Consider the following 23,749-nt stretch of genomic DNA (forward strand, 5'->3'; position numbering starts at 1 on the left):
CGTGATTGCCTCGCGGGACCGCAGGCTGCTCAAAACGGCACGGGTATTGCCTGCCACCGGTCTCGAACTCATGAGGGCGACACTCAGTGACCAATTTTGACGATCTCACCCTGCTGAACGACGTTCTGCGCGCCATCTACTCGGCGGACACCGCGGATTTTCCGCAGGTGCTCGACGACCTGACCGCCGCGTCGGCCCGGTGGGTGCCGGGCGCCCAGGAGGCCGGGATCACGGTGACCAGCCGGCAGAACGAGGTGAGCACGCCCTCGGTCACCGACGATTGCGCCCGGCTGCTCGACGAGTTCCAGCAACGGTATCTGGAAGGGCCCTGCCTGCATGCCGCCTGGACCCGCAAGGTCGTGGTGGTCGACGACCTGCGGACCGACTCACGCTGGCCCAAGTACCAGGCCGACGCGCTGGCGCGCACCCCGATCCGCAGCATCCTGTCGCTGCCGATGTACGCCGGCGAGCTGAGCATGGGGGCGCTGAACTTTTACGCCGAACGCCCGCACGCCTTCTCGGACGACTCCCGCCGGATGGCCGCCCTGTTCGCCACGCTGGGCTCGCTGGCGTGGAGCAACGTGGTGCGAACCCAGCAGTTCAAGGAGGCACTGAGCACCCGCGACATGATCGGACAGGCCAAGGGCATCCTGATGGAACGCTACGAGCTCGACGACGAAACCGCGTTCAACACGCTGATCAAACTCTCGCAGAGCATGAACACCCCGCTGCGCGACATCGCCCGCCGCGTCATCGACGACACCACCCAACGATGAGGCGGCCCGGGTGCCTGAAATCGCGTAAGTCTTTGTGGCGCAACGGCGTTCACGACACCCGCGGACCCCGCACCGGGATGGGTGCGACCCGCGTCCAGCTGCGCAGCTGGGTCCGCCCCACCAGCCGGCAGCGGTGGGTGATCGCCAACCGGCGGGCCGCCTTGGTGAACGTCTGATTGGTCACCACCACCGTGCGGTCGCAGCCGTGCTGGCGTGCCCCGGCGACGACCTGTTGCACGGCGGCCACCCCGACGGCCTTCGCCAGCCTTTTGCATTGGACCGCCATGCGGACGCCGTCCTTCTTGGCGATGAGGTCCACCCCGAAGTCGCCCGTGCCCGCCGTCGGGGTGACGACGTAGCCGGCGACGCGCAGCTGGGCCGCGACGAAGTCCTCGAACTCCGCGCCGGACATCCGGTCGATGGCACGCAACCCCGCGCGGGCGTGTTTGACGTCACGGCGGCGGTGGGCGTCGGCCCGCAACCGGTCCCGCTGCAGGGAAAGCCACCACAGCGCGCCGACCGCCGCGGCCAGGCCGGCCAGCCCGGCCGCACAACCCGCGGGCAGGCTGCCGGTGGTGTGTTGGGTGAAATACCAAGGCACGCCCAGCCCCAACAGGAGCAGCGCCCCGAGTGCCTTGTCCATGACCCCTCAACGTCTACGCGGCCGGCTTTGCCCGAAAACGTAGCGCAACCGTGTGACAAATCGGCGCAGCCGCCCGGGGCGGGCACGGCGGGCCGCCGCGCGTTACGCGCAGTCGGCGCAGACCGGCAGCCCTGCGGCGGAGCGCCGCAACCGGCTGCGGTGCTGCACCAAAAAGCAACTCGAGCAGGTGAACTCGTCGGCGCGCTGCGGGATCACGGTCACCGACAGCTCTTCGCCGGACAGGTCGGCGCCGGGGAGTTCGAAGAAGTGGACGTCGTCGGGGTCGTCGTCGACGACGGTGGTGCCGGCCCCGTGCAGGGCGGGTGCCAGCTCGCGCAGCGAGGACTTGTCCGGGGTGTCGTTGTCGGATACGCGGCGTGCGTCGTAGTCAGTGGTGGTCGCCATCGGAGTTCCTTCCTGCTCGGAACGGGTTGACGCACTTTCGCTGTCCTCACCCGTGGCGCAGGCAGTACCCCGTCCGCGCACGCCTTACACCGATTCGGCGCAGAAATTTCACCCGGCGCCGCTCAGCTGCTGGGCGGCGGTGGCGGCCGGTCGGAATGCGCGGCGTGCCAGCGCAGTTCGGCGTCGCGCACCTTGCGGTGGGTGCGCAGCAGCCAGCCCGCGCTCACCGCGCCCACCACCGCGGCCACGATCAGGGCGATGGCGCCGCCGGTCAGGTGTCCGGCCGCCACGGCGAACACGCCGACGGTCATGGCGACGACCGCCACCGCCGAACCGGCCAATCCGGGCACATTGGCGCCGTAGGTGAAGGTTTCGCCGGCGTGCTGGCGGAAGGTGCGCGCGTGATCGACTGGGTCGCTGTTGCGGTGGTCCAACGTCATTCCTCGTCGAGAATCATTGTGTGCCAGCGGTATTCGCGTGGCACAGCGGCACTCGGGGCATCAGGGCGGATCTCCGCAGTGCGTACCCGCCGTCCGGGGAGCTAAACGCCGGCGTGTCAGCCGGGCCCGTGCCGGGTATGCCGGATGCATGACACCGCGGAGCCTGCGCTGAGCGCCGGGGCGGGTGCCGTCCTGTTCGACGTGGACGGAAGCCTGGTGGACTCCAACTACCTGCACGTGCACAGCTGGCAGCGCGCGTTCGACGACGAGGACATCGCCGTCGCGTCCTGGCAAATCCACCGCTGCATCGGCATGGACGGCAGCACCCTGGTGCGGACGCTGTCCGGCGACGCGCCCGACGACGTCGGGGAGCGGCTGCGCGACAGGCACAGCCGCTACTACCGGGAGCTGACGCCGCTGCTCAAGCCGCTACCGGGGGCGCGGGCCCTGCTGCGCCGGGTCGCCGACCTGGGACTGCAGGTGGTGCTGGCCAGCTCGGCGCCCGAGGACGAACTGGAGATCCTGCGCAAGGTGCTCGACTGCGACGACGTCATCGCCGCGACCACGTCGTCCCGCGATGTCGACACCGCCAAACCCGAGCCGGGCATCGTGCGGGTCGCCCTGGACCGCGCCGGGGCGCGCGCCGAGGAGGCCGTCTTCGTCGGCGACGCCGTCTGGGACGCGCACGCCGCGCGGGGCGCCGGGCTGGCGTGCATCGGGCTGTGCAGCGGCGGCATCGCCCGCGACGAGCTGCGGGCGGCCGGCGCCGACCCGGTCTTCGCCGACCCGCAGGACCTGCTCGATCACCTCAAGTCCACCCGGATCGCCGCGCTGGCGCGCTGCGGCTGAGCCCCCGCCGTCACATGCCGCGGGTGCGCAGCAGCAGCGGCAGCACGAACCAGAACAGCACGAACAGCGGCAGCGCACACGCCCCGGCGACCAGGCCCACGTTCCGCCCGGCCACCGCGGCGAAGATGATGGTGGTCACGCCGATCAGCGCCAGGCCGAGCGCGCCCAGCCCGGCGTAGGCGCATCGGTGCGCCGCCGAGACCAGCACCTGCAGCCGGTGGCGGCGGAACAGGATCCGGTGCATGGCCACCGGCGCGATCAGCAACACGGTCGCGCACACCGAGAACACCACGGTGGCCAGGTAGGCGACCCGCATCGGCGGGCCCAGCACGTCGAAACGCTGCTGGAACGGCAGCGTCAGCAAAAAGCCGGTCAGCAGCTGCACCCCGGTCTGGACCACCCGCAGCTCCTGCAGCAGGCTGTTCCAATTGCGGTCCAGCCGTTGCACTTCGGTCTCGCCGCGTTCGCGGCGGTCCCACCGCTGGTCTTCCTGCGGATCGTCGACATCTCCGCCAGACACGTTGTCAGCCAACCGAATCCATAGCAGCCAACCGACGCCGGGGGGTCAGCCGTTGAGTTTGCCGTCCCGCACCGCGGTCAACGCGTCGTCGAGCGTCGGATACAGCGGGAAGGTCTTGTCCAGGCCGGTCAAGTGGATCGGCCTGCGGGTGGCCGGGCCGCGGGCGACCACGCCGAACCCGGTTTCCTTGCCCAGCTTCTCGTAGGTGGCGGCCAGGATCTTCAGCCCGACCGAGCCCAGGAACTCCACCGCGGACAGGTCGATGACCAGCGCCGGGGGGCTGTCCGCGACGACCGCGCCGATGGCCTGTTCCAGGGCCGGAGCCGTGACCAAATCGATTTCTCCGCTGACGCTGACCACGGAAACCCCGTCGTGGTCCTCAACCAACGTGGTAATCGAATCAGGAGCTGACAATGGCAATCCTTTGTCCCGGGACCGTGGCGTGGTTCAACCCTAGCCTGGATTGGCGAACTGCGAGAAGAATATGCCCTCTACACGTGCCCCGCGACAAGCCAGGCTAGTCTCGCAAAAGGCAACTGCGCACCGTGGGGCGCGACTCGGCTCGGAAGGCCTTGGGCGGCCATATGTCAGATTCGCCGTCGGATTTCAACAGTACCGGCACCGCAGCGCAGACCGTCGGTATCTCCAGCGAGGGGCTGCTCCCGCAGCTGGTTCAACACCTGCGGCAGAATCGGACCATCCTGCGCGAGGAGTGGGCCCGCCGCATCACCGAGGCCGAGTTGCTCACCGCGATGACGCCCGAGGAGCTCTTCTCCGAGGCGACGGCCGTCTACGACAACTACGTCGAGGTGCTCGAGACCGGTAGCGTCGAGGCGCTGCAGGCTTATGCGCGCGACCTGTCCGAACGCATCATCCCGCGGGGCGTGGAGACCGACGAGGTGGTCGGGATCGTGCTGCTGCTGCGCGACGTGCTGGCCCGCTCGCTGTTCGAGAAGTACCAGACCGAGTTCGAGATGCTGAACCGGGTGCTCGACGCCTACGAGCCGGCGGCCAACCGGATCGCCAACACCGTGGCCGTGTCGTTCGTGCAGGAACGCGAGCGCATCATCCGCCAGCAGCAGGAGGCGATCCGCGAGCTGTCCACGCCGGTGCTGCAGGTGCGCGAGCAGCTGCTGATTCTGCCGATCATCGGCGTGCTGGATTCGCAGCGCGCCCGCCAGGTCACCGAACAGCTGTTGCGGGCCATCCGCGCCAACCGGGCCAAGGTGGTGGTCATCGACATCACCGGTGTGCCGACGATCGACTCCACGGTGGCCAACCACCTGGTGCAGACGGTGGACGCATCGGGGCTGATGGGCGCCAGCGTGATCATCACCGGCCTGTCCTCGGAGATCGCGCTGACGCTGGTGACGATCGGTCTGGATCTGTCCAAGATGAACGCCGTCGGTGACCTGCAGGGCGGCATCGAGGAGGCCGAGCGGCTCCTGGGCTACGAGGTGACTCGTACCGGCGAGCAAACCGGGTGACGGTTAGGAACCCGAGCGCCCCATGCCCGTACCGATCCTGAAACAGGGTGCGATCCTCATCGCCTCGGTGCAGGCGGCGCTGTCCGACTCCGACGCCGAACGGCTGCGCTATGACCTGATGGAGCGGGTCAGCCGGTTCCGCGCGCAGGGCATCATCGTCGACGTCACCGCCATCGACGTGATGGATTCGTTCGCGGCCCGGTCGCTGCGCACCATCGCGCACATGACCCGGCTGCGCGGCGCGGACACGGTGATCGTCGGGCTGCAGCCCGAGGTCGCCTTCGCGATGGTCCAGCTGGGCCTGGCCTTCGACGACATGAACACCGCGCTGGACCTGGAAGAGGGCATCGCGCTACTGAATCGCCAACTGGCGCAACGGAAACCGACGATCGGGCGCGACGGTGGCGGCTGATATCGTCGTCGCCATCGACAACCCGGACGACATCGTCGAAGCCCGCAAAGCCGGACACCAGCTCGCACTTGACTTAGGATTCTCCCTGACCGACGTCACGATGATCGCCACGGCGATCTCCGAAATCGCCCGCAACATCACCAGTTACGCCGGCCGCGGCGCCGTCCGGGTCGCCGTCGCCGACCGGGAAGGCCGCAAGGCGCTGGTGGTGCGCGCCGAGGACGAGGGTCCCGGCATCGCCGACATCGAACGCGCGATGGAGGACGGCTACTCGACGGGCCGCGGGCTGGGCATGGGCCTGCCGGGCGCCCGCCGCCTGATGGACCGGCTGGTGGTCGAGTCCACCCTGGGCCAGGGAACGGTCATCGAAATGTGGAAATGGGTCCCCCCTCGTGCGTGACAGCGGCCGGTTCGGACCCATCGAATGGGCAAGGGCCGGAAGGCCTTTGCCCAGCGAATACACCTCGGGCGACCGCGGTATCGCCGTCGACATCGACGGCGAGGCGGCGCTGTTCGCACTGGTGGACGGTCTCGGTCACGGGCCGCCCGCGGCGGAAGCCGCGCTGCGCGCCGTCGACACGGTGACCGCCGCGGGCGCCGAACCCATCGAAGTCTTGATCCAGCTCTGCCATCGCGCGTTGGAAGGCACCCGGGGCGTGGCAATGACGTTGGCGCGGATCGACTTTGCGGCCAACACGCTGACCTGGGCCGGGGTCGGCAACGTCACCGCGCATCTGGTGGCCAAGGCGCCCACCGGCACCGAAGTCCGGTCCAGCGCACGCCTGGCCGGGGGCATCGTCGGCTACCGGATACCGGAAATCCGCCCAGCGCAAGTTGTTTCGATACGGCCCGGCGACCTGCTGGTGATGCGCACCGACGGGATCATCGACGACTACCTTGACCACATCGACTTCGCCGCCCCCGCCCTCGCCATCGCCGAAGGCCTGCTGGGCAAGGACGCCAAGGAGACCGACGACGCCATGGTGCTGGCCGCCCGGCACCGGGGAGCCTCGACATGAGTGATGACAACGACTTTCACGATCAGTACGCCCGTGCGCTGCGTGCCTATCTGGCGAGCCGCGACGAGGCCAGCCTGGCGGTGGGGCACGAGCTGGGCCGCCGCGCCCTGCAGGAGCAGATCAGCCTGCTCGAGATCATCGAGCAGCACGTCCGGCTGGTCTTCGAGATCTCGCAGGACGTGCGCATCGACGCGCCGATCGCGCTGGAGTTCCTGCTGCAGCTGCTGGTCCCGCTGGACGTCGCGACCCGGGGATTCATCGATGGCAACCGGCGCTATGCCGAGCAGCGGGCCCGCGCCGAGGGGCTGGCCGACCGCGACAAATTCCGCAACGCACTGGTGAATTCGTTGCAGGAAGGGTTCTTCGTCGCCGACCACGAGGGTTCGGTGATCGAGGTGAACAACGCCTTCATCGAGATCCTCGGGTTCCCCGCCGAGGGCCTGCCCTACCGGTGGCCGCACCCGTGGCTGGTCGACCCCAAGACCGCGAGCGAACAGATCGGCGTCGTGCTGCGCACCGGCAGCGCCGAGTACGAGACACCGATTCGCCATGCCGACGGGCATCTGGCCTGGGTGAAGGTGAGCATCAACGCGGTCAAGGATTCCGGCAGCGACCGCGACGCCTACGTCGGCACCATCCGCGACGTCACGGCCGAGCGCGCCTTCGCCGCCCGGGAGAGCGCGGTGCTGCGGCTGGCCACCGCGGTGGCGGTGGCCAAGAGCGTGGACGAGCTGCTGTCCATCACCCTCGACGAGTGCAGCACGGCCATCGACGTGCAGCGGGTGGTCGCGGTGTCCTGGCCCAGCGGCGACGGCGACCCGGCGGTCCAGGTGGCCGGCCGGCCGGCGGCGTCGTCGTGGCGCGAGCTGGATCCGTGGCTGCGCGACACCTTCGCCGAGGCGCGCCATCAGCTGCCGTTGACGGCGAAAACCGTTGATCACCCGGATAATCCGGGCAAATCACGGGGATTGGTCGCGGTGCTCTCCGGGGCCGGGGACCTGGCGTTGTGGCTGGAGTTGCGCACCCCGCGCTGGGTCAGCGGGGAGGACCGGCTGCTGGTCACCGTGCTGATCGGGCACCTCAGCCTGGCCCTGCAGCACGTCCGCCAGTTCGAGAACGCCCGCGAGACGTCGCTGACGTTGCAGCGCGCCATGCTGCCGCCGGTGCAGCCCCCACCCGGATTCGCGGTGCGCTACGAGCCCGCGGTGCCGCCGCTCGAGATCGGCGGCGACTGGTATGACGTGCTGCCGATCGGCGACCACCGGATCGGCATCGTCGTCGGCGACTGCGTGGGCCGCGGCCTGCCGGCCGCGGCGATCATGGGACAGCTGCGCAGTTCCGCGCGGGCGCTGCTGATCAACGGCGCCGAGCCCGCGGTGCTGCTCGATCAACTCGACTCGGCGGCGTCGCTGATCCCGAATGCCTACTGCACCACCGTTTTTCTCGCGATCCTGGACACCGAGACGGGCGTGCTGCAGTACAGCAACGCCGGGCACATGCCGGCCGTGCTGGCCGGACCGGAGCCCGGGACGACGACCCTGTTGACCGACGCCGCCTCGGTGCCGCTGGCCGTGCGCCGCGAGGACCCCCGCCCCCAGGCCACCCGGTTGCTGCCGCCCGGGTCGACCCTGATGCTGTTCACCGACGGGCTGGTGGAACGCAAGCACGAGCCGATCGACGACGGAATCGGCCGTGCGGCAGAGGTTTTGGCGCAGACGATGACGCTGCCCCTGGACACCGTCGCCGACGAGGTGCTGCGCGAGCTGGCCCCGGCCGCTGGCTACGACGACGACGTGGCGATGGTGATCTACCGGCATCAGCAGTCACCGTTGCGCATCGAAACCGCCGCCACCGCAGACCAATTGGTCCGCATCCGGCACCGGCTGGCGGACTGGCTGGGCGCCGCCGGCATCACCGGCGAGTTGGCCGCCGACATCGTGCTGGTGGTCAACGAGGCCTGCACCAACTGCGTCGAGCACGCCTACCGGGGTTTCGTCGCCGGCACCATGGTGCTCGACGCCCGCCTAGGCGAGGGCGAAGTGCACACCCGCATCACCGATTACGGTTCGTGGAAGACGCCGGCGGCCAATCCGGTCAACAGCGGGCGGGGGTTGCCGCTGATGAAGGCGCTCAGCCAGGCCATGGAACTGCGGACCAGCGCCACCGGCACCGTCGCCGACATCACGTTCCGGCGGCCCGCCGAATGACCGGCTTCGATTAACCGGCTTCCGAAACGGGTAGTCACCGGCGTGACCCGCACATCGATCCCGACGCAACCCGTCCTGCCGTCCGCGCACGGGCCGCTGTCGACGGCCGTCCGCTGCGCGCTGACCGGGCCCCCGTCCGTCGACCACCTGGCGCGCATCGGGGCGTCGGTGCGTGACTCCGACCCGTACGGGCTGGATCTGCAGCTGGCCCTGGCCATGTGCTACGAGCTGCACTACCGCGGCTTCACCGGCGTCGACCCCGCATGGGAGTGGAATCCGGCGCTGCTGGCGCTGCGCGCCGAGCTGGAACGGGTGTTTTTGGCCGGTGTGCGTCGCGACGTCGGACCCATCGACCCCGACCGGACGGCGGCCGACGAGATGGACGCGATCGCGGCCGAGCCCGTCGAGGGCACCGGCCCGTCGTATCACCTGCGCGACCGCGGCAGCTGGCAGCAGATGTGCGAGTACTTCGTGCACCGCTCGCTGTATCACCTCAAGGAGGGCGACCCGCACGCCTGGGCCATCCCCCGGCTGACGGGCACCGCCAAGGCGGCGTTCGTGGCGGTCGAGTTCGACGAGTACGGCGCCGGCCAGGGCCCGCGCCTGCACCAGCAGCTGTTCGCCGATCTGCTGGCGGCCGCCGGCCTGGACACCACCTACTGGGGTTACATCGACGCGGTGCCCGCCGAGTCGCTGGCGGTGGTCAACCTCATGTCGCTGTTCGGGTTGCACCGCGCGCTGCGCGGCGCCGCGATCGGGCACTTCGCCGCCACCGAGATCACCTCCCCGCCGGGATCGGCGCGCATGGTGCGCGCCCTGCAGCGCATGCAGGCGCCGCCGGCCTGCATCACGTTCTACAGCGAGCACGTGGAAGCGGATGCGGTGCACGAGCAGGTGGTGCGCCTCGATGTGGTCGGCGATCTGGTGGCGCGCGAACCGGAGCTGCAGCGCGACGTCGTCTTCGGGATCCGCGCGCACGCGGCGGTCGAGGACCGCCTGGCGGACACGATCATGGCGTCGTGGCAGCAGGGTCGGTCGTCGTTGCGGCGGCCGCTGGACCGGCCGAGTCCTTGAGCTGGCGGCATCGGCGATGGCTGGTGTCGCACAACGGATATCGGCGGCTGCGCCGGCAGGTGCAGATCGCCACCATGAAACGGTCCGACTCGACCACCTCGCCGCCGGGCATCTCGATGCGCACCGGCCCCGAGACCAGCACCGGTCCGTTGGGCACCACCTGAACCCTGGTGGGGCTCATCGCTTTTCCGCCCGGATCACGATCAGCTCCTCTTCGCGGCGCCCGCGCGGGATCAGGCCGACGTCCTCCAGCCAGTGCGCCCGAGACAACATCACCGGACCGAACGGGATCCATTTGGAGGCAATGACTTTCGCATCCATTCCGGCCCACTTCAGGGAATCCAGCGACTGCTGCACACCGGCCAGCGCCGAGTGCACCAGCAGCAGCGATCCGCCGTCGCGCAACAGCTTCGGCGCCGACTCGCACAACGGATCCAGGACCAGCCGGCCGTCCCGGCCGGCGTTCCACGCCCACGACGGCCCGGTCACCGGGCCGAGCTCGTCCAGCACGGCGCCGGGCGGGGTGGGCACGTAGGGCGGATTGGACACCACGACGTCGAACGGCGCGCAATCCACCGCGGCGAGCCACGACCCCTCCCGGACGTCGACGTCCACCCCGGCCAGCGCGGCGTTCTCCCGGGCGCACTGCACGGCGTGCGGGCATTTGTCGAACGCCGTGACGCTGGCGCAGCCCATCTCCGCCGCGGCGATCGCGACGAACCCGCTGCCGGTGCACAGGTCCAGCACGCGCCGTCCCGGGATCAGACCGGTGCCGTGCATCACGTCCACCAGCAACCGGGAATCCTCTTGCGGCTGATAGACATTGTGGGCGGGCAACACAGCGGGCTCGGGGTAGGTGGTTGTCACTGTTGGCCTTTCGAGAACCCTTACAAGGAGCGCCGCTGATCTCACGGCTTGGCGTGGATAATGCCCGCAAACCACCGCATTCAAACGGACCAGCCGAAAAGTGTTGACGGCTAACCGGTGGTGGCGCCCGCGAATTGCGCCAGGATGGTCGAGCAGAACGCCGGCAGGTCCTTCGGCGAGCGGCTGGTGATCAGGTTGCCGTCCACCACCACCTCCTCGTCCACCACGTGGGCGCCCGCGTTGCGCAGATCGGTGCGGATGCTGGGATAGGAGGTCAGCGTCCGGCCCGCTGCCACACCGGCTTCCACCAGCGTCCAGGGTCCGTGGCAGATGGCGGCCACCGGCTTGCCGGATCCGACGAAGTCCCGCACGAAGGAGACCGCGGTGTCGTCCAGGCGCAGCTTGTCGGGGTTGACGGTGCCGCCCGGCAGCACCAGGCCGTCGAAGTCGTCGACCGACGCGTCGGCCACCTTGCGGTCGACGGTGAAGGTGCCGGCCGGCTCCAGGTCGTGGTTGCGCGCCTGGATCTCGCCGTCCTGCAGCGAGACCACCTCGACGCCGGCGCCGGCCTCGCGCAGCGCCGCCGCCGGCTGCTCCAGCTCCACCTTTTCCACCCCGTCGGCCGCCAGGATCGCTATCTTCTTGCCTTGCAACTCATTTGACATCTCGGTTCCCCTTTCTCGTTCGCCGCTACTTCGCCGCATCGCGCAGCGCCGCCAGCAGCGGTTCGGCGGCTTCCTTGAGGAATCTCTCCTGGGTGTCCCCGCCGATCTGGACCAGCGCGATGTCGGTGAACCCGGCCTCCCAGTACGGCCGGACCCCCTCGACGATCGCGTCCAGGTCGGGACCGCAGGGAATGGCGTCGGCGACGTCCTCGGGGCGCACGAACTGGGTGGCGCCGGCAAACCCGGCCGGGGTGGGCAGGTCCGCGTTCACCTTCCATCCGCCGGCGAACCAGCGGAACTGGTCGTGCGCGCGTTTGACGGCGGTGTCGGGGTCGGGATCCCACGACACCGGGATCTGCCCGACCACCCGTCCGCCACCGGCGAGGTTGGCGGCCTGACGGGCGCCGTGCCAGGCGTCGACCAGGTCGGCGTTGGGTTCGGTGGCGATCAGGTGGTCGGCCAGCTTGGCGAACTTGTCGACCGCCCGGGTGCCGCCGATGGCCACCCCGATGCCGACCGGCACGTCGGGCACGTCCCACAGCCGCGCGGAGTCGACCCGGAAATAGTCGCCGGTGAAGTCCACCAGCTGCCCGCCGAACAGCTCCCGGATGATCTTGATGGCCTCGCGCAGCATGTCCTGCCGGCGGGTGATGGTCGGCCAGCCCTTGCCGACGACATGCTCGTTGAGGTTTTCGCCGCTGCCCAGGCCCAGGGTGAACCGGCCGTCGGACAGGATCTGCACGGTGGCCGCCTGCTGGGCGACGATGGCCGGGTGATAGCGCATCGTCGGGCACGTCACGTAGGTGTACAGGTCGACCCGCTCGGTGGCCTGCGCCACCGCGCCCAGCACCGCCCAGGCGTTGGGCGCGTGTCCCTGCGAGGTGAGCCACGGTGAGAAGTGGTCACTGCACACGTGGAAGTCGAAACCGCGCTCTTCGGCCGAAATCGCGTACCGGACAAGCTCTTTGGGTCCACTCTGCTCGGTCATCAAAGTGTAGCCAAAATTCGTCATGCGCACCGGGATACCCGGCTGCACCGAGGGCAAACGACGCGGGCGTGCTCAGCCCGCGGTGGTGATGGAGTCCGACGTGATCCCGGCCGCGCGGCGGGCGGCCAGCCGGCGCTGCTGCGGCTCGATGGTGTAGCGGGGGTGGCGGGCGGACTCCAGCCCGGCCTCGAACACCCCGAACCGGGTCAGCGCCGAGGCCGTCGCCAACGCCAGGCCGCTGACCACCGCGACCGCCCGGTGCCGCCCGGCCAGCAGGGTGCCCAGCCCGCCGGCGATCACCAGGCGTTCGCTGGCCCGCAGCATCCGGCCGGGCCCGCCGGTGTGCAGGGGTTCGGCGGCGACCGGGTCCATCCGGCGCTCCATGACCTTGCTGGCCGCCAGGTCGCCGAGCGCACCGAGCACGGCCAGCGTGCGGGCCGGGCCGGCCTGGTGCACGGGCGCGGTCACCATCGCCAGTCCCGATGCGGCCAGGCTCGCCGAGCTGACGAACACGAACGGCAGGTCCTCGTGGGCCGCGTTCCAGGTCGGGGTGGCGGTGTCGGCCAGCAGCACGGCGGTGTAGACGGCCAGCGGCGGCGCCAGCACCGCCGCCTGAAGGCCGGCCGGCCCCTCGGCGGCGCGCAGCACCGGGCGCAGCGGGCCCAGCGGGAGCCGCTGCCCCGTCATCCGGTCCACCTCGGCGGCGGCGGCCACCGAGATCCCGGCGCTGAACGCGCTGAGAATCCACGAGCCCAGGTTCATCGGCGAGGTCAGCTTGACGGTGCGCAACATGTTCAGGAACCGCTCGGGCCGGCCCAGGTCCTTCACCAGCGCGACCAGGCTGAGCAGCACCGCGGCCAGGGCGGTCAGCCGGGTGTTGCGGCGCAGCGTGTCCCGGCCGGTCAGCTGGGCGCCGGCCGCCAGCAGCCCGGAGCCGCCGGCGACGCCGCCCAGGAACAGATACGCCCCCACCTCGTGGCCCCACGGCGCCGGCTTGACCACCGGGCGCCCGTAGTACGAGCTGAACTCGGCCTCGGGCACCATCGGCATCTCGCGGGAGCCGTCGCCCGCCCCGCGCCGGCCGCCGCGCTTGCCTTTGCGGCGCTTGCCGCCCGCCGGTTCAGGCGGCCGGAAACTGTCGAATTCCGAGGTGCTCACCGGCTCCTCCAAAACGCCAGCACGGCCGCCCCGACCATGCCGGCCGCGGCCAGCCCGGCCCGCTTGAACATGGTCATCAGGTCGGCGGTGCACACCCGCGGGTCGGGCGGCAGACCGTAGACCTCGGGTTCGTCGAGCAGCAAGAAGATGGAGCCGGTGCCGCCGACGCCGTCGTGCTCGTTGGCCCCGTACAGCCGGGCCTCGGTGAGCCCCTGGGCGTGCAGGGCGGCCACCCGCCGGCGCGCCATGGCCACCAGGTCGTCGTGGTCGCCGAACTTGATCGAGGTGGTGGGGCAGGTCTTGGCGCAGGCCGGGATCTCGTCCTCGAGCAGCCGGTCGTAACACAGCGTGCACTTCTGCGCGACGCCGGTGACGATCTCCTCGCTGGGGCGGTCCGGCCGTTGCGCCGGTGTCGCGTAGGTCCCGTCGTTGCGCCGCTCGACGACCCCGAACGGGCAGCCCGCCACGCAGGTGCCGCAGCCGTTGCAGACGTCGTGCTGCACCACCACCGTGCCGAATTCGGTGCGAAACAGCGCGCCGGTCGGGCAGACGTCCAGGCAGCCGGCGTGCGTGCAGTGCTTGCAGACGTCCGAGGACATCAGCCAGCGGAACTCCGGGGTGTGCGGCACCGCCGGCTCGGTCGGCTCGGAGGCCGCGGCGGGGAGGGTCGGCATGCCCAAATCGATGAGCGCCCTGCCGGATTCGCGTGCCTGCTCGATGCGTTCGCGACCCTGTTCGACGAAGGCCACGTGCCGCCAGGTGCTGGCGCCCAGCGCGCCGGTGTTGTCGTAGGACGAGCCCAGCAGCTCGAGGTCGCCGTCCTGCGGGTTGCGGTTCCATTCCTTGCAGGCGACCTCGCAGGCCTTGCACCCGATGCAGATCGAGGTGTCGGTGAAAAAACCCTTGCGCGGCTTGCGATCCGCCCAGCCGGCGTCGGCGGCCGGGTCGGTCGGTCCGGTCAGCTGGCCCATCAGCTCCCCCTTTCCCACACGGCATCGTCCACCCGCACGTTGCCGGTCTCGGTGGTGACGCCCGAGCGCGACTGGTAGTCGGCGATCAGCCGGAGCAGCTCCTCGCCGCGCGGGCGGCGGCCCGGGCGGATGTCGCACGACCCGGCCTTGGATTCCTGGATCTGCACGTTGGGATCCAGTGTGACACCGAGCAGGTCGTTGGCCGCGTCCCCGCTGACCACCGCGTCGCCGCCCACACCCCAGTGGTAGGGCAGCCCGATCTGGTGCACGGTGTGGCCGTTGATGACCAGCGGCGCAACACGTTTGGTGACCAGCACCCGCGCCTCGATGGCGGCGCGCGGCGAGATGATGGTGGCCCACCCGTACGGCTGCAGGCCGCGTTCGGCGGCCAGCTCGGGTGAGACCTCGCAGAACATCTCCGGTTGCAGCTCCGAGAGGTAGGGCAGCCACCGGCTCATGCCGCCGGCGGTGTGATGCTCGGTGAGCCGGTAGGTGGTGAACACGTACGGGTAGACGTCGGAGCCGGGCTCGCCGGCGCTGGGTGCGCTGAGATTGTCCTTGCGCGCGAAGGTGATTCGCGCCGGGTTGCGCTGCTGGGGATACAGCGCGTTGGCCACCGGCGATTCCTGCGGCTCGTAGTGCGTGGGCAGCGGCCCGTCGACCACACCCTTGGGCGCGAACAGCCAGCCCTTGCCGTCGGCCTGCATGATGAACGGGTCGTCGCCGGCCAGCGCGTCGGGGCCGCCCAGCTCGGGGTCGGGCCGGGCGCCCGGGGCCCGGTCGACCACGAAGTCCGGCACGTCGTAGCCGACCCAGCGTCGCTGGTCGGGATCCCACCAGATGTAGCGCTTGCGTTCGCTCCACGGTTTGCCGTCCGGGTCGGCCGACGCGCGGTTGTAGAGCACCCGCCGGTCGGCGGGCCACGCCCAGCCCCACTGCGATTGGCTGGGCGATGCACCGCCGTTGGGCACCCGGCGCGCGGCCTGGTTGACGGCGTTGGCGTACACCCCGGTGTAGATCCAGCAGCCGGCGGCGGTCGACCCGTCGGCGCGCAGCTCGGTGTAGGACGCCAACGGGTCCGCGGGCTCGCCGACCCGGTATCCGTTGATCTCGGCCAGCACCGTCTCCCCGTCCGGGTCGCCGTGCTCGTCGGTGGGGTAGTCCCAGGTCAGATCCAGCAGCGGCCGGTCCCGCTCGTCGGTCGAGCCGGCCAGCCGTTGCCGGATCCGCTTGCCGAGTTCGTAGAAGAACTGCAGTTCGCTCTGGCACTGTCCCGGCGGCTCGACGGCCTGGTGCCGCCACTGCACCAATCGTTGTGTCTGCGTGAAGGATCCGGCCTTCTCCACGTGCGTGGCGGCGGGCAGGAAGAACACCTCGGTCTCGATCTCCTCGGTTTTCAGTTCCCCGGAGGCGATTTCGGGCCCGTCCTTCCACCAGGTGGCCGATTCGATCAGGTTGAAGTCGCGCACCACCAGCCACTTGAGATGCGACATGCCCAGCCGTTGCATCCGGCCGTGCGCCGAACCGACCGCGGGGTTCTGGCCGAGCAGGAAGTAGCCCTCGACCTCGTCGGCCAGCATGCCCATCACGGTCTGGTAGGTGCCGTGCGGGCCGGTCAGTCGGGGCAGGTAGTCGTAGGCCCAGTCGTTGTCCGCGGTGGCCGCCTCGCCCCACCACGCCTTGAGCAGGCTGACGGTGTAGGCGTCGGCGTTGGCCCAGAAGCCCTTCTGTTTCTTGGATCCCACCGCGTCCAGGTAGTCGGCCAGGGTGTCGTGCACGCCCGCCTTGGGCATCGGCAGATAGCCGGGCAGCAGGTTGAACAGCGTGGGGATGTCGGTGGAGCCCTGGATGGTGGCGTGGCCGCGCAGCGCCATGATGCCGCTGCCCGGGCGCCCGACGTTTCCCATCAGCAGCTGCAAAATCGTTGCGGTGCGGATGAATTGGGCGCCCAGGGTGTGCTGCGTCCAGCCGACGGCGTAGGCGAAGCAGGTGGTGCGCTCGCGCCCGGAGTTCTCCACGATGGAGCGGGCCAGGTAGTCGAAGTCCTCCCGGCTGATCCCGCACACGTCTTTGACCATCTCCGGCGTGTAGCGGGCGTAGTGCCGCTTGAGGATCTGGAAGACGGTCCGCGGGTGCTGCAGGGTCTCGTCGCGGCGCACCCTGGCGTGCGCCAGCGGCGGGCCGCCGCTGCCGTGCTCGTCACCGGCGGCGCTGTGGGTGGCGGTGGCGCCGTGGGTGTGACCGCCGCCGGGGGACTCGATTTCGCCTCCGGACCGGCCGTCGTCCTCCTCTTCGTAGGCCCAACTCGACGTGTCGTACTGCCCGGTCTCGGGATCGAACCCGGAGAACAGGCCGCCGAGATCCTCGGTGTCGCGGAAGTTTTCGTTGATGATGGTGGCGGCGTTGGTGTACGCGACGACGTATTCGGAGAACCACAGGTCGTTGGTGAGCACGTGGTTGATCAGCGCGCCGAGCAGCACCACATCCGAACCGGCCCGGATCGGGATGTGTCGGTCGGAGACCGCCGAGGTGCGGGTGAATCGCGGGTCGACGTGGATCACCCGCGCGCCGCGGGCCCGGGCCTCTTCCACCCATTGGAAGCCGACCGGGTGACACTCGGCCATGTTGGAGCCCTGGATGACGATGCAGTCGGCATTGGCCATGTCTTGCAGTGATTGGGTGGCGCCGCCGCGCCCGAAGGAGGCTCCCAGACCGGGAACCGTGGCACTGTGTCAAATACGGGCTTGGTTCTCGATCTGAATGGCGCCCGCGGCGGTGAAGAGCTTCTTGATGAGGTAGTTCTCTTCGTTGTCCAGGGTCGCGCCGCCCAGCGCGGCGATGCCCATGGTGCGGCGCAGCAGGTTGCCCTTCTTGTCGATGTCCTGCCAGCTGTTGCGGCGCGATTCCACGAAGCGGTCGGCGATCATGTCGATCGCGGTGTCCAGCTGCAGCGGCTGCCATTCGGTGGCGCGCGGCGCGCGGTAGAGCACCTGCAGCTGCCGCCCCGGCGAGTTCACCAACTGCTCGCTCGCAGATCCCTTGGGGCACAAGCGTCCTCGCGAGATCGGCGAATCGGGGTCGCCCTCGATCGCCACGACCCGCTCATCCTTGACGTACACCCGCTGGCCGCAGCCGACGGCGCAGTACGGGCACACGCTCTGCACCACCCGGTCGGCCGTGGCGGTGCGCGGCACCAACGAGCGGGTGTGTTTGGAGGTCACCGCCGAGCCGCGGCCGAGTTTGTCCGTCGAGCGCACCTGGCGCAGCACGGGCCATTCCAGAAACACCTTGCTCAGGGCTTTTTTCGGGGCCATCCCCTCACCCTAATGGCGATCGCAAGCGCGGCGAAGCCGGGCGCAGCGGGTCGCCATCTATTATCGGCCCGCTCAGCGCACCACGATGGTGTGCTCGCCGCGCGGCACCAGCTCACCGATGACGGGCGCCCCCGGGATCTCGCCGGCGATCAGCAGCCCGCCGGATGTCTGCGCGTCGGCCAGCAACAGCGCCTCGTCCTCGCCGACACCCGACAGGTCGACGTGCGGGGCCACCCAGTCGAGGTTGCGCCGGGTGCCCCCGGACAGGTAGCCGGCCGCCAGCGCCTCGCGGGCGCCGTCCAGGTACGGCACCGCCGCCGCGTCGAGCACCGCCGTCACCCCGCTGGCCCGGGCCAGCTTGTGCAGGTGGCCGAGCAACCCGAAACCGGTGACGTCGGTGGCGCATTCGACGCCGGCGGCCAGCGCCGCGCCGGCCGCCTCGGCGTTGAGCGTGGTCATCACGGCGATGGCCTCCTCGAACCGCTCCCCGGTCGCCTTGTGCCGGTTGTTGAGCACGCCGATGCCGAGCGGCTTGGTCAGCGACAGCGGCAGGCCCGGCTTGCCGGAGTCGTTGCGCAGCAATCGATTCGGGTCCGCGATCCCGGTCACCGCCAGCCCGTACTTGGGTTCCGGGTCATCGACGCTGTGCCCGCCGGCCAAATGGCAGCCGGCCAGGCCGCACACGTCCAGCCCGCCGCGCAGCGTCTCGGCGGCCAACTCGAACGGCAGCACCTCGCGCGGCCAGCCCAGCAGGTTCACCGCGACCACCGGGCGCCCGCCCATCGCGTACACGTCGGACAGCGCGTTGGTGGCCGCGATCCGGCCCCAGTCGTAGGCGTCGTCCACCACCGGGGTGAAGAAGTCCGTCGTCGCGATCAGCGCGGTGCCCTGCTGGATGCGCACCACCGCCGCGTCGTCACCGCTGTCGAGGCCCACCAGCAGCTCCCCCAGCGGGTCGCGCGGACTGGCCGCGCCCAGCCCGCGCACCACGTCCTCGAGCTCACCGGGCGGGATCTTGCAGGCGCAGCCGCCGCCGTGAGCGTATTGCGTCAGTCGGTAGGTCACCCGTCCATAATTGACCCCATGGTCCAGGGAGGCGTGTCCGGTCTGGTGACCGGCGCGGTCTTCAAAACCGTGGAACGGCAGACGCTGCCGCTGGCGGGTTCGATTCCCGTCCGCCTCCGCCATACTCCGTCGGGCCTGCCATGAGTGATCCCCGCCGGCGGGTGCCGGGCACCGACACGCTGCTGGCCGACCCGCGGCTGGCCGCCGCGCAGCGGGTGCTGGGCCGCGCGCTGGTGAAGTCGGTGATCACGCAGGCCCAGCAGCGGGCCCGGGCCGGAGAGATCTCCCCCGAGCAGGTCGCCGAGCACGCGCTCGCCGCGCTGCCCGCCACCGCGTCGAGCCTGCGGCCGGTCATCAACGCCACCGGCGTGGTGGTGCACACCAATCTGGGCCGGGCGCCGCTGTCGCGGGCGGCGCTGGACGCGGTCGTCGCCGCGGGCGGGGCCACCGACGTGGAGTTCGACCTGGCCACCGGGCGCCGGGCCCGCCGCGGCCGGGGCGCGCTGGCCGCGCTGGCCCGCGCGGTACCCGCGGCCGGCGGCGTGCACGTCGTCAACAACAACGCGGCCGCGCTGCTGCTGGTCGCCCTGACCCTGGCGCCGGGCCGTGAAATCGTGCTCAGCCGAGGCGAACTCGTCGAGATCGGCGACGGCTTCCGCATCCCGGAGCTGCTGGAGTCCACCGGTGCGCGGCTGCGCGAGGTCGGCACCACCAACCGCACCGGCCTGCGCGACTACACCGAGGCGCTGGGGCCGCAGACCGGCTTCGTGCTCAAGGTGCACCCGTCCAATTTCCACGTCACCGGGTTCACCTCGGCGGTCGGCGTGGCGGCATTGGCCGCCGAGTTGCGCACCCGCGACATCCCGCTGGTGGTCGACATCGGCTCGGGCCTGCTGGCGCCGCATCCGGTGCTGCCCGACGAGCCGGACGCCACCTCGACGCTGGCCGACGGCGCCGACCTGGTCACCGCGAGCGGGGACAAGCTGCTCGGCGGCCCGCAGGCCGGGCTGCTGTTCGGCCGCGGCGATCTCGTCGAGCGGCTGCGCCGCCATCCCGCGGCCCGCGCGCTGCGGGTGGACAAACTGACCCTGGCGGCGCTGGAGGCGACCCTGACGGGTCCGCCGCCGCCGGTAGCCGCCGCGTTGGACGCCGACGTCGGGCGGCTGCGGGCCCGGGCGCAGTCCCTGGCCGCCGCGCTGCCTGCGGACGCCGACGCGGTGGCGCTGGATTGCGTCGCGGCGGTCGGCGGCGGCGGCGCGCCCGGCGTCGAATTGCCCAGCGCCGCAGTGAGTCTGCCCGAGCGCTACGCCGCCGCGCTGCGCGCCGGCCGGCCGCCCGTCGTCGGCCGGTTGGAGGGCGGCCGGTGCCTGCTCGACCTGCGCACGGTCTCCCCCGAGGACGACGAGCTGCTGGCCGCGGCGGTACGGGCGTGTTCGTCCTAGCCACCGCCGGGCACGTCGATCACGGCAAATCGACTCTGCTGCACCGGCTTACCGGCATGTGGCCGGACCGGCTGGCCGAAGAGCAGCGCCGCGGCCTGACCATCGATTTGGGCTTCGTGTGGACCGAGCTCGCCGGCCGTCGGCTCGCCTTCGTCGACGTCCCGGGCCACGAGCGTTTCGTGGCCAACATGCTGGCCGGCGTAGGGCCGGTACCCGCCGTGGTGTTCGTCGTGGCGGCCACCGAAGGCTGGATGCCGCAATCCGAGGAGCACCTGGCGGCGTTGGACGCGCTGCGGGTGCGGCACGGGCTGCTGGTGATCAGCAAGGCCGATCTCGCCGACCCGGGCCCGGCCGTCGCGCAGGCGACGGAACGGTTCGCCGCCACCTCGCTGGCCGGGGCTCCCGTCGCGATCGGCACCGACCTCGAGCGGGTGCGCGCCGAACTGGTCGCGCTGACCGACCGGCTGCCGCCGCCCGATCCGCACGCCGACGTCCGGCTGTGGGTGGACCGCAGCTTCACCGTGCGCGGCGCGGGCACCGTGGTCACCGGCACGCTGGCGGCCGGCACCGTGCGGGTGGGCGACGAACTCGAACACGCCGGGCGACGCGTCACGGTGCGCGGGCTACAGTCCTTGGGCCGCAACGAGATTCGGGTCGGCGCGGTGGCCCGGGTGGCGCTGAACCTGCGCGGTGTCGACCGGCGCGACATCGGCCGCGGCGACACCGTTCGCACCCCGGGCGCGTGGCGCGACACCGCGGAGATCGACGTCGCCCTGCGCGGCCCGGGCACGGCCGAGGACACGCTGCACAGCCAACTCGTGCTGCACGTCGGGTCGGCGGCGGTGCCGGTGCGGGTGCGCCGGCTGGGCCCGGCGGCGGCGCGGCTGCGGCTGGCCCGGCCGCTGCCGCTGCGGGTGGCCGACGTCGGGCTGCTGCGCGACCCCGGGCAGCACCGGATCGCCGCCGGGGTCGAGGTGCTCGACGTGCGCCCGCCGGAGTTGCGCCGGCGCGGCGCCGCCCGGTTGCGCGCCGCCGAGCTGGCCACCGGCTCGGCGCCCGCGCCGCACATCGTCCGGGCCGACGACCTGCGCGCCATGGGTGTGCCGGCGCGCGGGCAGCGGGTGGGCGACTGGGTGGTGGACCCGCAGTGGTGGGCGGAGCGGCGCGACGAGGCCGCCGCACAGGTGCGGCGCTGGGCGGGTGAGCACGACATCGCGGCCGGCATGCCGCTGGAGACGCTGCGCCGGCAGGTCGGCCTGCCCGCCGCCGAGCTGGTGCCGAAGTTGTTGCAGGGCACCGGTTTCGAGGTGGCCGATGGGCTGGTCCGCGCCCCCGGCGCGGGGCTGCCGGCCCGCGTCGACAAGGCGGTGCGCGAGGTCGAGGCGTGGCTGGCCGCCGAGCCCTTTCGCGCCCCGGAGGCCGACGAACTCGCCGGGCTGGGCCTGGGCCCGCGCGAGCTGGCCGCGGCGGTGCGGGCCGGACGGCTGACCCGGATCGCCGACGGGGTGGTGCTGGGGCCCGACGCGCTGGCCCGCGCCGCCGGCGTGCTGGCCGGGCTGCCACAGCCGTTCACCGTCAGCGAGGCGCGCCGCGCGCTGGGCACCACCCGACGGGTCGCGGTGCCGCTGCTGGAGCAGCTCGACGCCCGGCGGGTGACGCGCCGCGCCAGCGACGGCACCCGGGTGCTGATCGCGGATTGAGGCCGCGGACTAGAGCCGCTCCTTGACGGCGGCCGACAACCGGGCGCCGTCGGCCTTGCCGGCCGCGATCGCGGTGGCGGCCTTCATCACCATGCCCATCTGCTTCATGGACGGCCGCTCGCCGATCTCCTCGGCGACCTGGGCGATCGCGGTGTCGACGACGTCGGCCACCTCCGCCTCGGTGAGCGGGGTGGGCAGATACTCGTCGATGATCCGCGCCTCGGCGTGCTCGTTGGCGGCCAGGTCCCCGCGCCCGTTCTGGGTGTAGATCTCGGCCGATTCGGCGCGTTTACGGGATTCCTTGGCCAGCACCTTGATGGTTTCCTCGTCGGTGAGCTCCTTGGCCTGCTTACCGGAGACTTCCTCGGTCTGGATCGCCGCCAGCAGCATGCGCAGGGTGGCCGTGCGCAGCTTGTCCTGGGCTTTCATCGCCGCGGTCAGGTCGGCCCGCAGCCGGGATTTGAGTTCCGCCATGTGTGCGACGCTACGCGCCGGAGCCCGGGTCAACATTGTGAAATGGTCCGGCCGCCGACAGGATGGAGCCCATGACGAACCACCGGTGCACGAGCCGCGGGGCTCGGTGAGCGCGCCGCCGCCCGGTTATCCGGTTGGTCCGCCACCGGCATACGGCCCACAATCCCACTACGGCACCCAATACGGCGCCCACTTCCCCGGCCAGTACGGCGCCCACTACGGGCCGCCCCCGACGTATCCGCCGCCCGGCTATCCCCCCGCACCGGCGTTCGGCCCGCCGCCGGGCTACGGGGTGCTCAAACCCGGCATCATCCCGCTGCGGCCGTTGACCCTCGGCGACATCTTCAACGGGGCCGTCGGCTACATCCGGGCCAATCCGAAGGCGACGCTGGGGCTGACCGCGATCGTCGTCATCGCCATGCAGATCATCACCAAGGCCGCCGTGCTGGGCCCGCTGGCCGCCTACGGCAGATTCACCGGCGACCGATCCGACGAGTTGACCGCGGGCGTGCTGGGCGCCTGGTCGGTGTCGGTGGGCGCCGGCGTCCTGGTCGGCTGGCTGGGCGGCATGCTGCTGTCCGGCATGCTGACCGTCATCGTCGGGCGGGCGGTGTTCGGGTCGTCGATCACCATCGGGGAAACCTGGACCAAGATCCGGGGCCGGCTGCCCGCCCTGCTCGGCCTGGCGCTGCTGGAGGCCGTCGGGGTGGCCGCCATCGCCGGACTGGTGGTGGTGGTCATCGCGATCCTGGCCACGATCGGCAACGCCGCGGCCGCCGTGGTGCTGGGCATTCCGCTGGTGCTCACCGTCATCGCGGTGCTGGTGTACCTCTACACCGTGGTGCTGTTCGCCCCGGTGCTCATCGTGCTGGAGCGGCTGCCCGTCCTCGACGCGATCACCCGCTCGTTCCGGCTGGTGCGGCGCGGCTTCTGGCGGGTGCTGGGCATCCGGGCGCTCGCCTTCCTGGTGACGGCGGTGGTCGCCAACGCCGTCGCGGTGCCGTTCAGCATCGTCGGCCAGGTCTTCCAGATCAGCTCGTCCGGCACGGCCTTCCTGATCAGCACGGCGATCCTGTCGGTCGGGGCGGCGATCGGCGAGATCATCACCGCACCGTTCAACGCCGGGGTGATCGTGCTGCTCTACACCGACCGCCGGATGCGCGCCGAGGCGTTCGACCTGCTGCAGAGCGGCGCCGCCCAGGGAAGCTATGCGGCCGCGTCCACCGACAACCTCTGGCTGACGCGGCCCCGGTAACGGCGGAGCGAGGACTAG

The 23,749-nt window shown here is 71.0% G+C and carries 25 protein-coding genes and 1 tRNA gene; 12 read left to right on the plus strand and 14 right to left on the minus strand.

From position 1 onward, the window contains the following. Positions 1–86 precede the first annotated feature (86 nt). Positions 87–776 carry a GAF and ANTAR domain-containing protein gene (locus MAA44156_RS00410; RefSeq protein WP_009974685.1) on the plus strand — a complete coding sequence of 230 codons (690 nt, stop codon included), beginning with the start codon at positions 87–89 and terminating at the stop codon, positions 774–776. Positions 777–825: 49 nt separating this feature from the next. On the opposite strand, the gene MAA44156_RS00415 is transcribed toward MAA44156_RS00410, so the two are convergent. The 3 genes from MAA44156_RS00415 to MAA44156_RS00425 all read right to left on the minus strand — a co-directional run bounded on the left by MAA44156_RS00415 (position 826) and on the right by MAA44156_RS00425 (position 2,264). After that, positions 826–1,419 carry a restriction endonuclease gene (locus MAA44156_RS00415; protein ID WP_009974684.1) on the minus strand — a complete coding sequence of 198 codons (594 nt, stop codon included), beginning with the start codon at positions 1,417–1,419 and terminating at the stop codon, positions 826–828. Between the two features lie 102 nt (positions 1,420–1,521). Next, entirely contained in the window at positions 1,522–1,824 is a 303-nt protein-coding gene (locus tag MAA44156_RS00420) for a DUF4193 domain-containing protein (protein ID WP_003873314.1), read from the minus strand. 122 nt (positions 1,825–1,946) lie between these two features. Further along, positions 1,947–2,264, minus strand: a complete 318-nt coding sequence (locus MAA44156_RS00425) for a hypothetical protein (protein ID WP_009974683.1) — start codon at positions 2,262–2,264, stop codon at positions 1,947–1,949. Positions 2,265–2,408: 144 nt separating this feature from the next. Here MAA44156_RS00425 and MAA44156_RS00430 point away from each other — a divergent pair, with 144 nt between their 5' ends. After that, positions 2,409–3,113: an HAD family hydrolase gene (locus tag MAA44156_RS00430; RefSeq protein ID WP_009974682.1), complete on the plus strand. Its 705-nt coding sequence runs from the start codon at positions 2,409–2,411 to the stop codon at positions 3,111–3,113. Between the two features lie 10 nt (positions 3,114–3,123). Here the strand turns inward: MAA44156_RS00430 and MAA44156_RS00435 are convergent, their stop codons facing one another. Both MAA44156_RS00435 and MAA44156_RS00440 read right to left on the minus strand, forming a co-directional pair. Continuing rightward, complete coding sequence (locus MAA44156_RS00435) at positions 3,124–3,645, minus strand: DUF6328 family protein (protein ID WP_003877049.1); 522 nt, start codon at positions 3,643–3,645, stop codon at positions 3,124–3,126. Positions 3,646–3,678: 33 nt separating this feature from the next. Next, entirely contained in the window at positions 3,679–4,020 is a 342-nt protein-coding gene (locus MAA44156_RS00440) for an STAS domain-containing protein (protein ID WP_003877048.1), read from the minus strand. A 197-nt stretch (positions 4,021–4,217) separates the two neighbouring features. On the opposite strand from MAA44156_RS00440, the gene MAA44156_RS00445 reads away from it, so the two are divergent. The 6 genes from MAA44156_RS00445 to MAA44156_RS00470 are packed head-to-tail and all read left to right on the plus strand — an operon-like array spanning position 4,218 to position 9,832. Further along, complete coding sequence (locus tag MAA44156_RS00445) at positions 4,218–5,120, plus strand: STAS domain-containing protein (protein WP_003873319.1); 903 nt, start codon at positions 4,218–4,220, stop codon at positions 5,118–5,120. 22 nt (positions 5,121–5,142) lie between these two features. After that, positions 5,143–5,532, plus strand: a complete 390-nt coding sequence (locus tag MAA44156_RS00450; protein ID WP_003873320.1) for an STAS domain-containing protein — start codon at positions 5,143–5,145, stop codon at positions 5,530–5,532. Next, positions 5,522–5,932, plus strand: a complete 411-nt coding sequence (locus tag MAA44156_RS00455) for an anti-sigma regulatory factor (protein ID WP_003877046.1) — start codon at positions 5,522–5,524, stop codon at positions 5,930–5,932. Before MAA44156_RS00450 ends, MAA44156_RS00455 begins: the two co-directional genes overlap by 11 nt. A 46-nt stretch (positions 5,933–5,978) precedes the next feature. Further along, positions 5,979–6,551, plus strand: a complete 573-nt coding sequence (locus tag MAA44156_RS00460) for a SpoIIE family protein phosphatase (protein WP_009974681.1) — start codon at positions 5,979–5,981, stop codon at positions 6,549–6,551. After that, a complete protein-coding gene (locus tag MAA44156_RS00465; RefSeq protein ID WP_003873323.1) occupies positions 6,548–8,758 on the plus strand; it encodes a SpoIIE family protein phosphatase in 2,211 nt (736 codons plus the stop codon). The genes MAA44156_RS00460 and MAA44156_RS00465 overlap by 4 nt, the downstream gene beginning before the upstream one ends. Positions 8,759–8,800: 42 nt before the next feature. After that, complete coding sequence (locus tag MAA44156_RS00470) at positions 8,801–9,832, plus strand: iron-containing redox enzyme family protein (RefSeq protein ID WP_011723554.1); 1,032 nt, start codon at positions 8,801–8,803, stop codon at positions 9,830–9,832. Here the strand turns inward: MAA44156_RS00470 and MAA44156_RS00475 are convergent. The 8 genes from MAA44156_RS00475 to selD all read right to left on the minus strand — a co-directional run bounded on the left by MAA44156_RS00475 (position 9,768) and on the right by selD (position 18,860). Next, the gene (locus MAA44156_RS00475) at positions 9,768–10,013 is read right to left on the minus strand and encodes a CDGSH iron-sulfur domain-containing protein (protein WP_003873325.1); all 246 of its coding nucleotides are present in this window, start codon (positions 10,011–10,013) and stop codon (positions 9,768–9,770) included. The two genes, MAA44156_RS00470 and MAA44156_RS00475, sit on opposite strands and share 65 nt — an antisense overlap. Continuing rightward, positions 10,010–10,699, minus strand: a complete 690-nt coding sequence (locus MAA44156_RS00480; RefSeq protein WP_023880415.1) for a HemK2/MTQ2 family protein methyltransferase — start codon at positions 10,697–10,699, stop codon at positions 10,010–10,012. The genes MAA44156_RS00475 and MAA44156_RS00480 overlap by 4 nt, the downstream gene beginning before the upstream one ends. 110 nt (positions 10,700–10,809) lie before the next feature. Next, positions 10,810–11,364 (minus strand): type 1 glutamine amidotransferase domain-containing protein, encoded by a 555-nt coding sequence (locus MAA44156_RS00485; protein WP_019733206.1) that lies wholly within the window; start codon positions 11,362–11,364, stop codon positions 10,810–10,812. A gap of 25 nt (positions 11,365–11,389) precedes the next feature. Beyond that, complete coding sequence (locus tag MAA44156_RS00490) at positions 11,390–12,376, minus strand: LLM class F420-dependent oxidoreductase (protein WP_003877040.1); 987 nt, start codon at positions 12,374–12,376, stop codon at positions 11,390–11,392. A gap of 48 nt (positions 12,377–12,424) precedes the next feature. Continuing rightward, the gene (nrfD, locus tag MAA44156_RS00495; RefSeq protein ID WP_029248356.1) at positions 12,425–13,510 is read right to left on the minus strand and encodes an NrfD/PsrC family molybdoenzyme membrane anchor subunit; all 1,086 of its coding nucleotides are present in this window, start codon (positions 13,508–13,510) and stop codon (positions 12,425–12,427) included. Next, the gene (locus tag MAA44156_RS00500; RefSeq protein WP_009974672.1) at positions 13,507–14,499 is read right to left on the minus strand and encodes a 4Fe-4S dicluster domain-containing protein; all 993 of its coding nucleotides are present in this window, start codon (positions 14,497–14,499) and stop codon (positions 13,507–13,509) included. The genes nrfD and MAA44156_RS00500 overlap by 4 nt, the downstream gene beginning before the upstream one ends. After that, a complete protein-coding gene (fdh, locus tag MAA44156_RS00505) occupies positions 14,481–17,795 on the minus strand; it encodes a formate dehydrogenase (RefSeq protein WP_196758347.1) in 3,315 nt (1,104 codons plus the stop codon). The genes MAA44156_RS00500 and fdh overlap by 19 nt, the downstream gene beginning before the upstream one ends. Before the next feature lie 72 nt (positions 17,796–17,867). After that, positions 17,868–18,860 (minus strand): selenide, water dikinase SelD, encoded by a 993-nt coding sequence (gene selD / locus MAA44156_RS00510; RefSeq protein ID WP_009974668.1) that lies wholly within the window; start codon positions 18,858–18,860, stop codon positions 17,868–17,870. Between the two features lie 27 nt (positions 18,861–18,887). On the opposite strand from selD, the gene MAA44156_RS00515 reads away from it, so the two are divergent. From MAA44156_RS00515 to MAA44156_RS00525, 3 genes are all read left to right on the plus strand, one after another. Further along, positions 18,888–18,982 (plus strand) — tRNA-Sec (locus MAA44156_RS00515). Positions 18,983–19,000: 18 nt separating this feature from the next. Continuing rightward, on the plus strand, positions 19,001–20,302 hold the full coding sequence (selA, locus tag MAA44156_RS00520; protein WP_033719162.1) for an L-seryl-tRNA(Sec) selenium transferase: 1,302 nt from the start codon (positions 19,001–19,003) through the stop codon (positions 20,300–20,302). Beyond that, positions 20,290–22,002 (plus strand): selenocysteine-specific translation elongation factor, encoded by a 1,713-nt coding sequence (locus tag MAA44156_RS00525; protein ID WP_011723546.1) that lies wholly within the window; start codon positions 20,290–20,292, stop codon positions 22,000–22,002. Before selA ends, MAA44156_RS00525 begins: the two co-directional genes overlap by 13 nt. Positions 22,003–22,011: 9 nt before the next feature. On the opposite strand, the gene MAA44156_RS00530 is transcribed toward MAA44156_RS00525, so the two are convergent. After that, positions 22,012–22,476: a GatB/YqeY domain-containing protein gene (locus MAA44156_RS00530; protein WP_009974652.1), complete on the minus strand. Its 465-nt coding sequence runs from the start codon at positions 22,474–22,476 to the stop codon at positions 22,012–22,014. Between MAA44156_RS00530 and MAA44156_RS00535 the strand changes: the two genes are divergently transcribed. Further along, positions 22,475–23,731 (plus strand): DUF7847 domain-containing protein, encoded by a 1,257-nt coding sequence (locus MAA44156_RS00535; protein WP_023880418.1) that lies wholly within the window; start codon positions 22,475–22,477, stop codon positions 23,729–23,731. The two genes, MAA44156_RS00530 and MAA44156_RS00535, sit on opposite strands and share 2 nt — an antisense overlap. Positions 23,732–23,749: the final 18 nt, after the last annotated feature.

This window comes from Mycobacterium avium subsp. avium, assembly GCF_009741445.1.
Classification (GTDB): domain Bacteria; phylum Actinomycetota; class Actinomycetes; order Mycobacteriales; family Mycobacteriaceae; genus Mycobacterium; species Mycobacterium avium.

Excerpts from the sequence above, each read along its gene's own strand:
- MAA44156_RS00530 (WP_009974652.1), bottom strand. The coding sequence starts at position 22,476 with ATGGCGGAACTCAAATCCCGGCTGCGGGCCGACCTGACCGCGGCGATG.
- MAA44156_RS00465 (WP_003873323.1), top strand. The coding sequence starts at position 6,548 with ATGAGTGATGACAACGACTTTCACGATCAGTACGCCCGTGCGCTGCGT.
- MAA44156_RS00430 (WP_009974682.1), top strand. The coding sequence starts at position 2,409 with ATGCATGACACCGCGGAGCCTGCGCTGAGCGCCGGGGCGGGTGCCGTC.
- MAA44156_RS00420 (WP_003873314.1), bottom strand. The coding sequence starts at position 1,824 with ATGGCGACCACCACTGACTACGACGCACGCCGCGTATCCGACAACGAC.
- MAA44156_RS00535 (WP_023880418.1), top strand. The coding sequence starts at position 22,475 with ATGTGTGCGACGCTACGCGCCGGAGCCCGGGTCAACATTGTGAAATGG.
- selA (WP_033719162.1), top strand. The coding sequence starts at position 19,001 with ATGAGTGATCCCCGCCGGCGGGTGCCGGGCACCGACACGCTGCTGGCC.
- MAA44156_RS00415 (WP_009974684.1), bottom strand. The coding sequence starts at position 1,419 with ATGGACAAGGCACTCGGGGCGCTGCTCCTGTTGGGGCTGGGCGTGCCT.
- MAA44156_RS00445 (WP_003873319.1), top strand. The coding sequence starts at position 4,218 with ATGTCAGATTCGCCGTCGGATTTCAACAGTACCGGCACCGCAGCGCAG.
- MAA44156_RS00450 (WP_003873320.1), top strand. The coding sequence starts at position 5,143 with ATGCCCGTACCGATCCTGAAACAGGGTGCGATCCTCATCGCCTCGGTG.
- MAA44156_RS00485 (WP_019733206.1), bottom strand. The coding sequence starts at position 11,364 with ATGTCAAATGAGTTGCAAGGCAAGAAGATAGCGATCCTGGCGGCCGAC.
- MAA44156_RS00475 (WP_003873325.1), bottom strand. The coding sequence starts at position 10,013 with ATGAGCCCCACCAGGGTTCAGGTGGTGCCCAACGGACCGGTGCTGGTC.
- MAA44156_RS00425 (WP_009974683.1), bottom strand. The coding sequence starts at position 2,264 with ATGACGTTGGACCACCGCAACAGCGACCCAGTCGATCACGCGCGCACC.
- MAA44156_RS00490 (WP_003877040.1), bottom strand. The coding sequence starts at position 12,376 with ATGACGAATTTTGGCTACACTTTGATGACCGAGCAGAGTGGACCCAAA.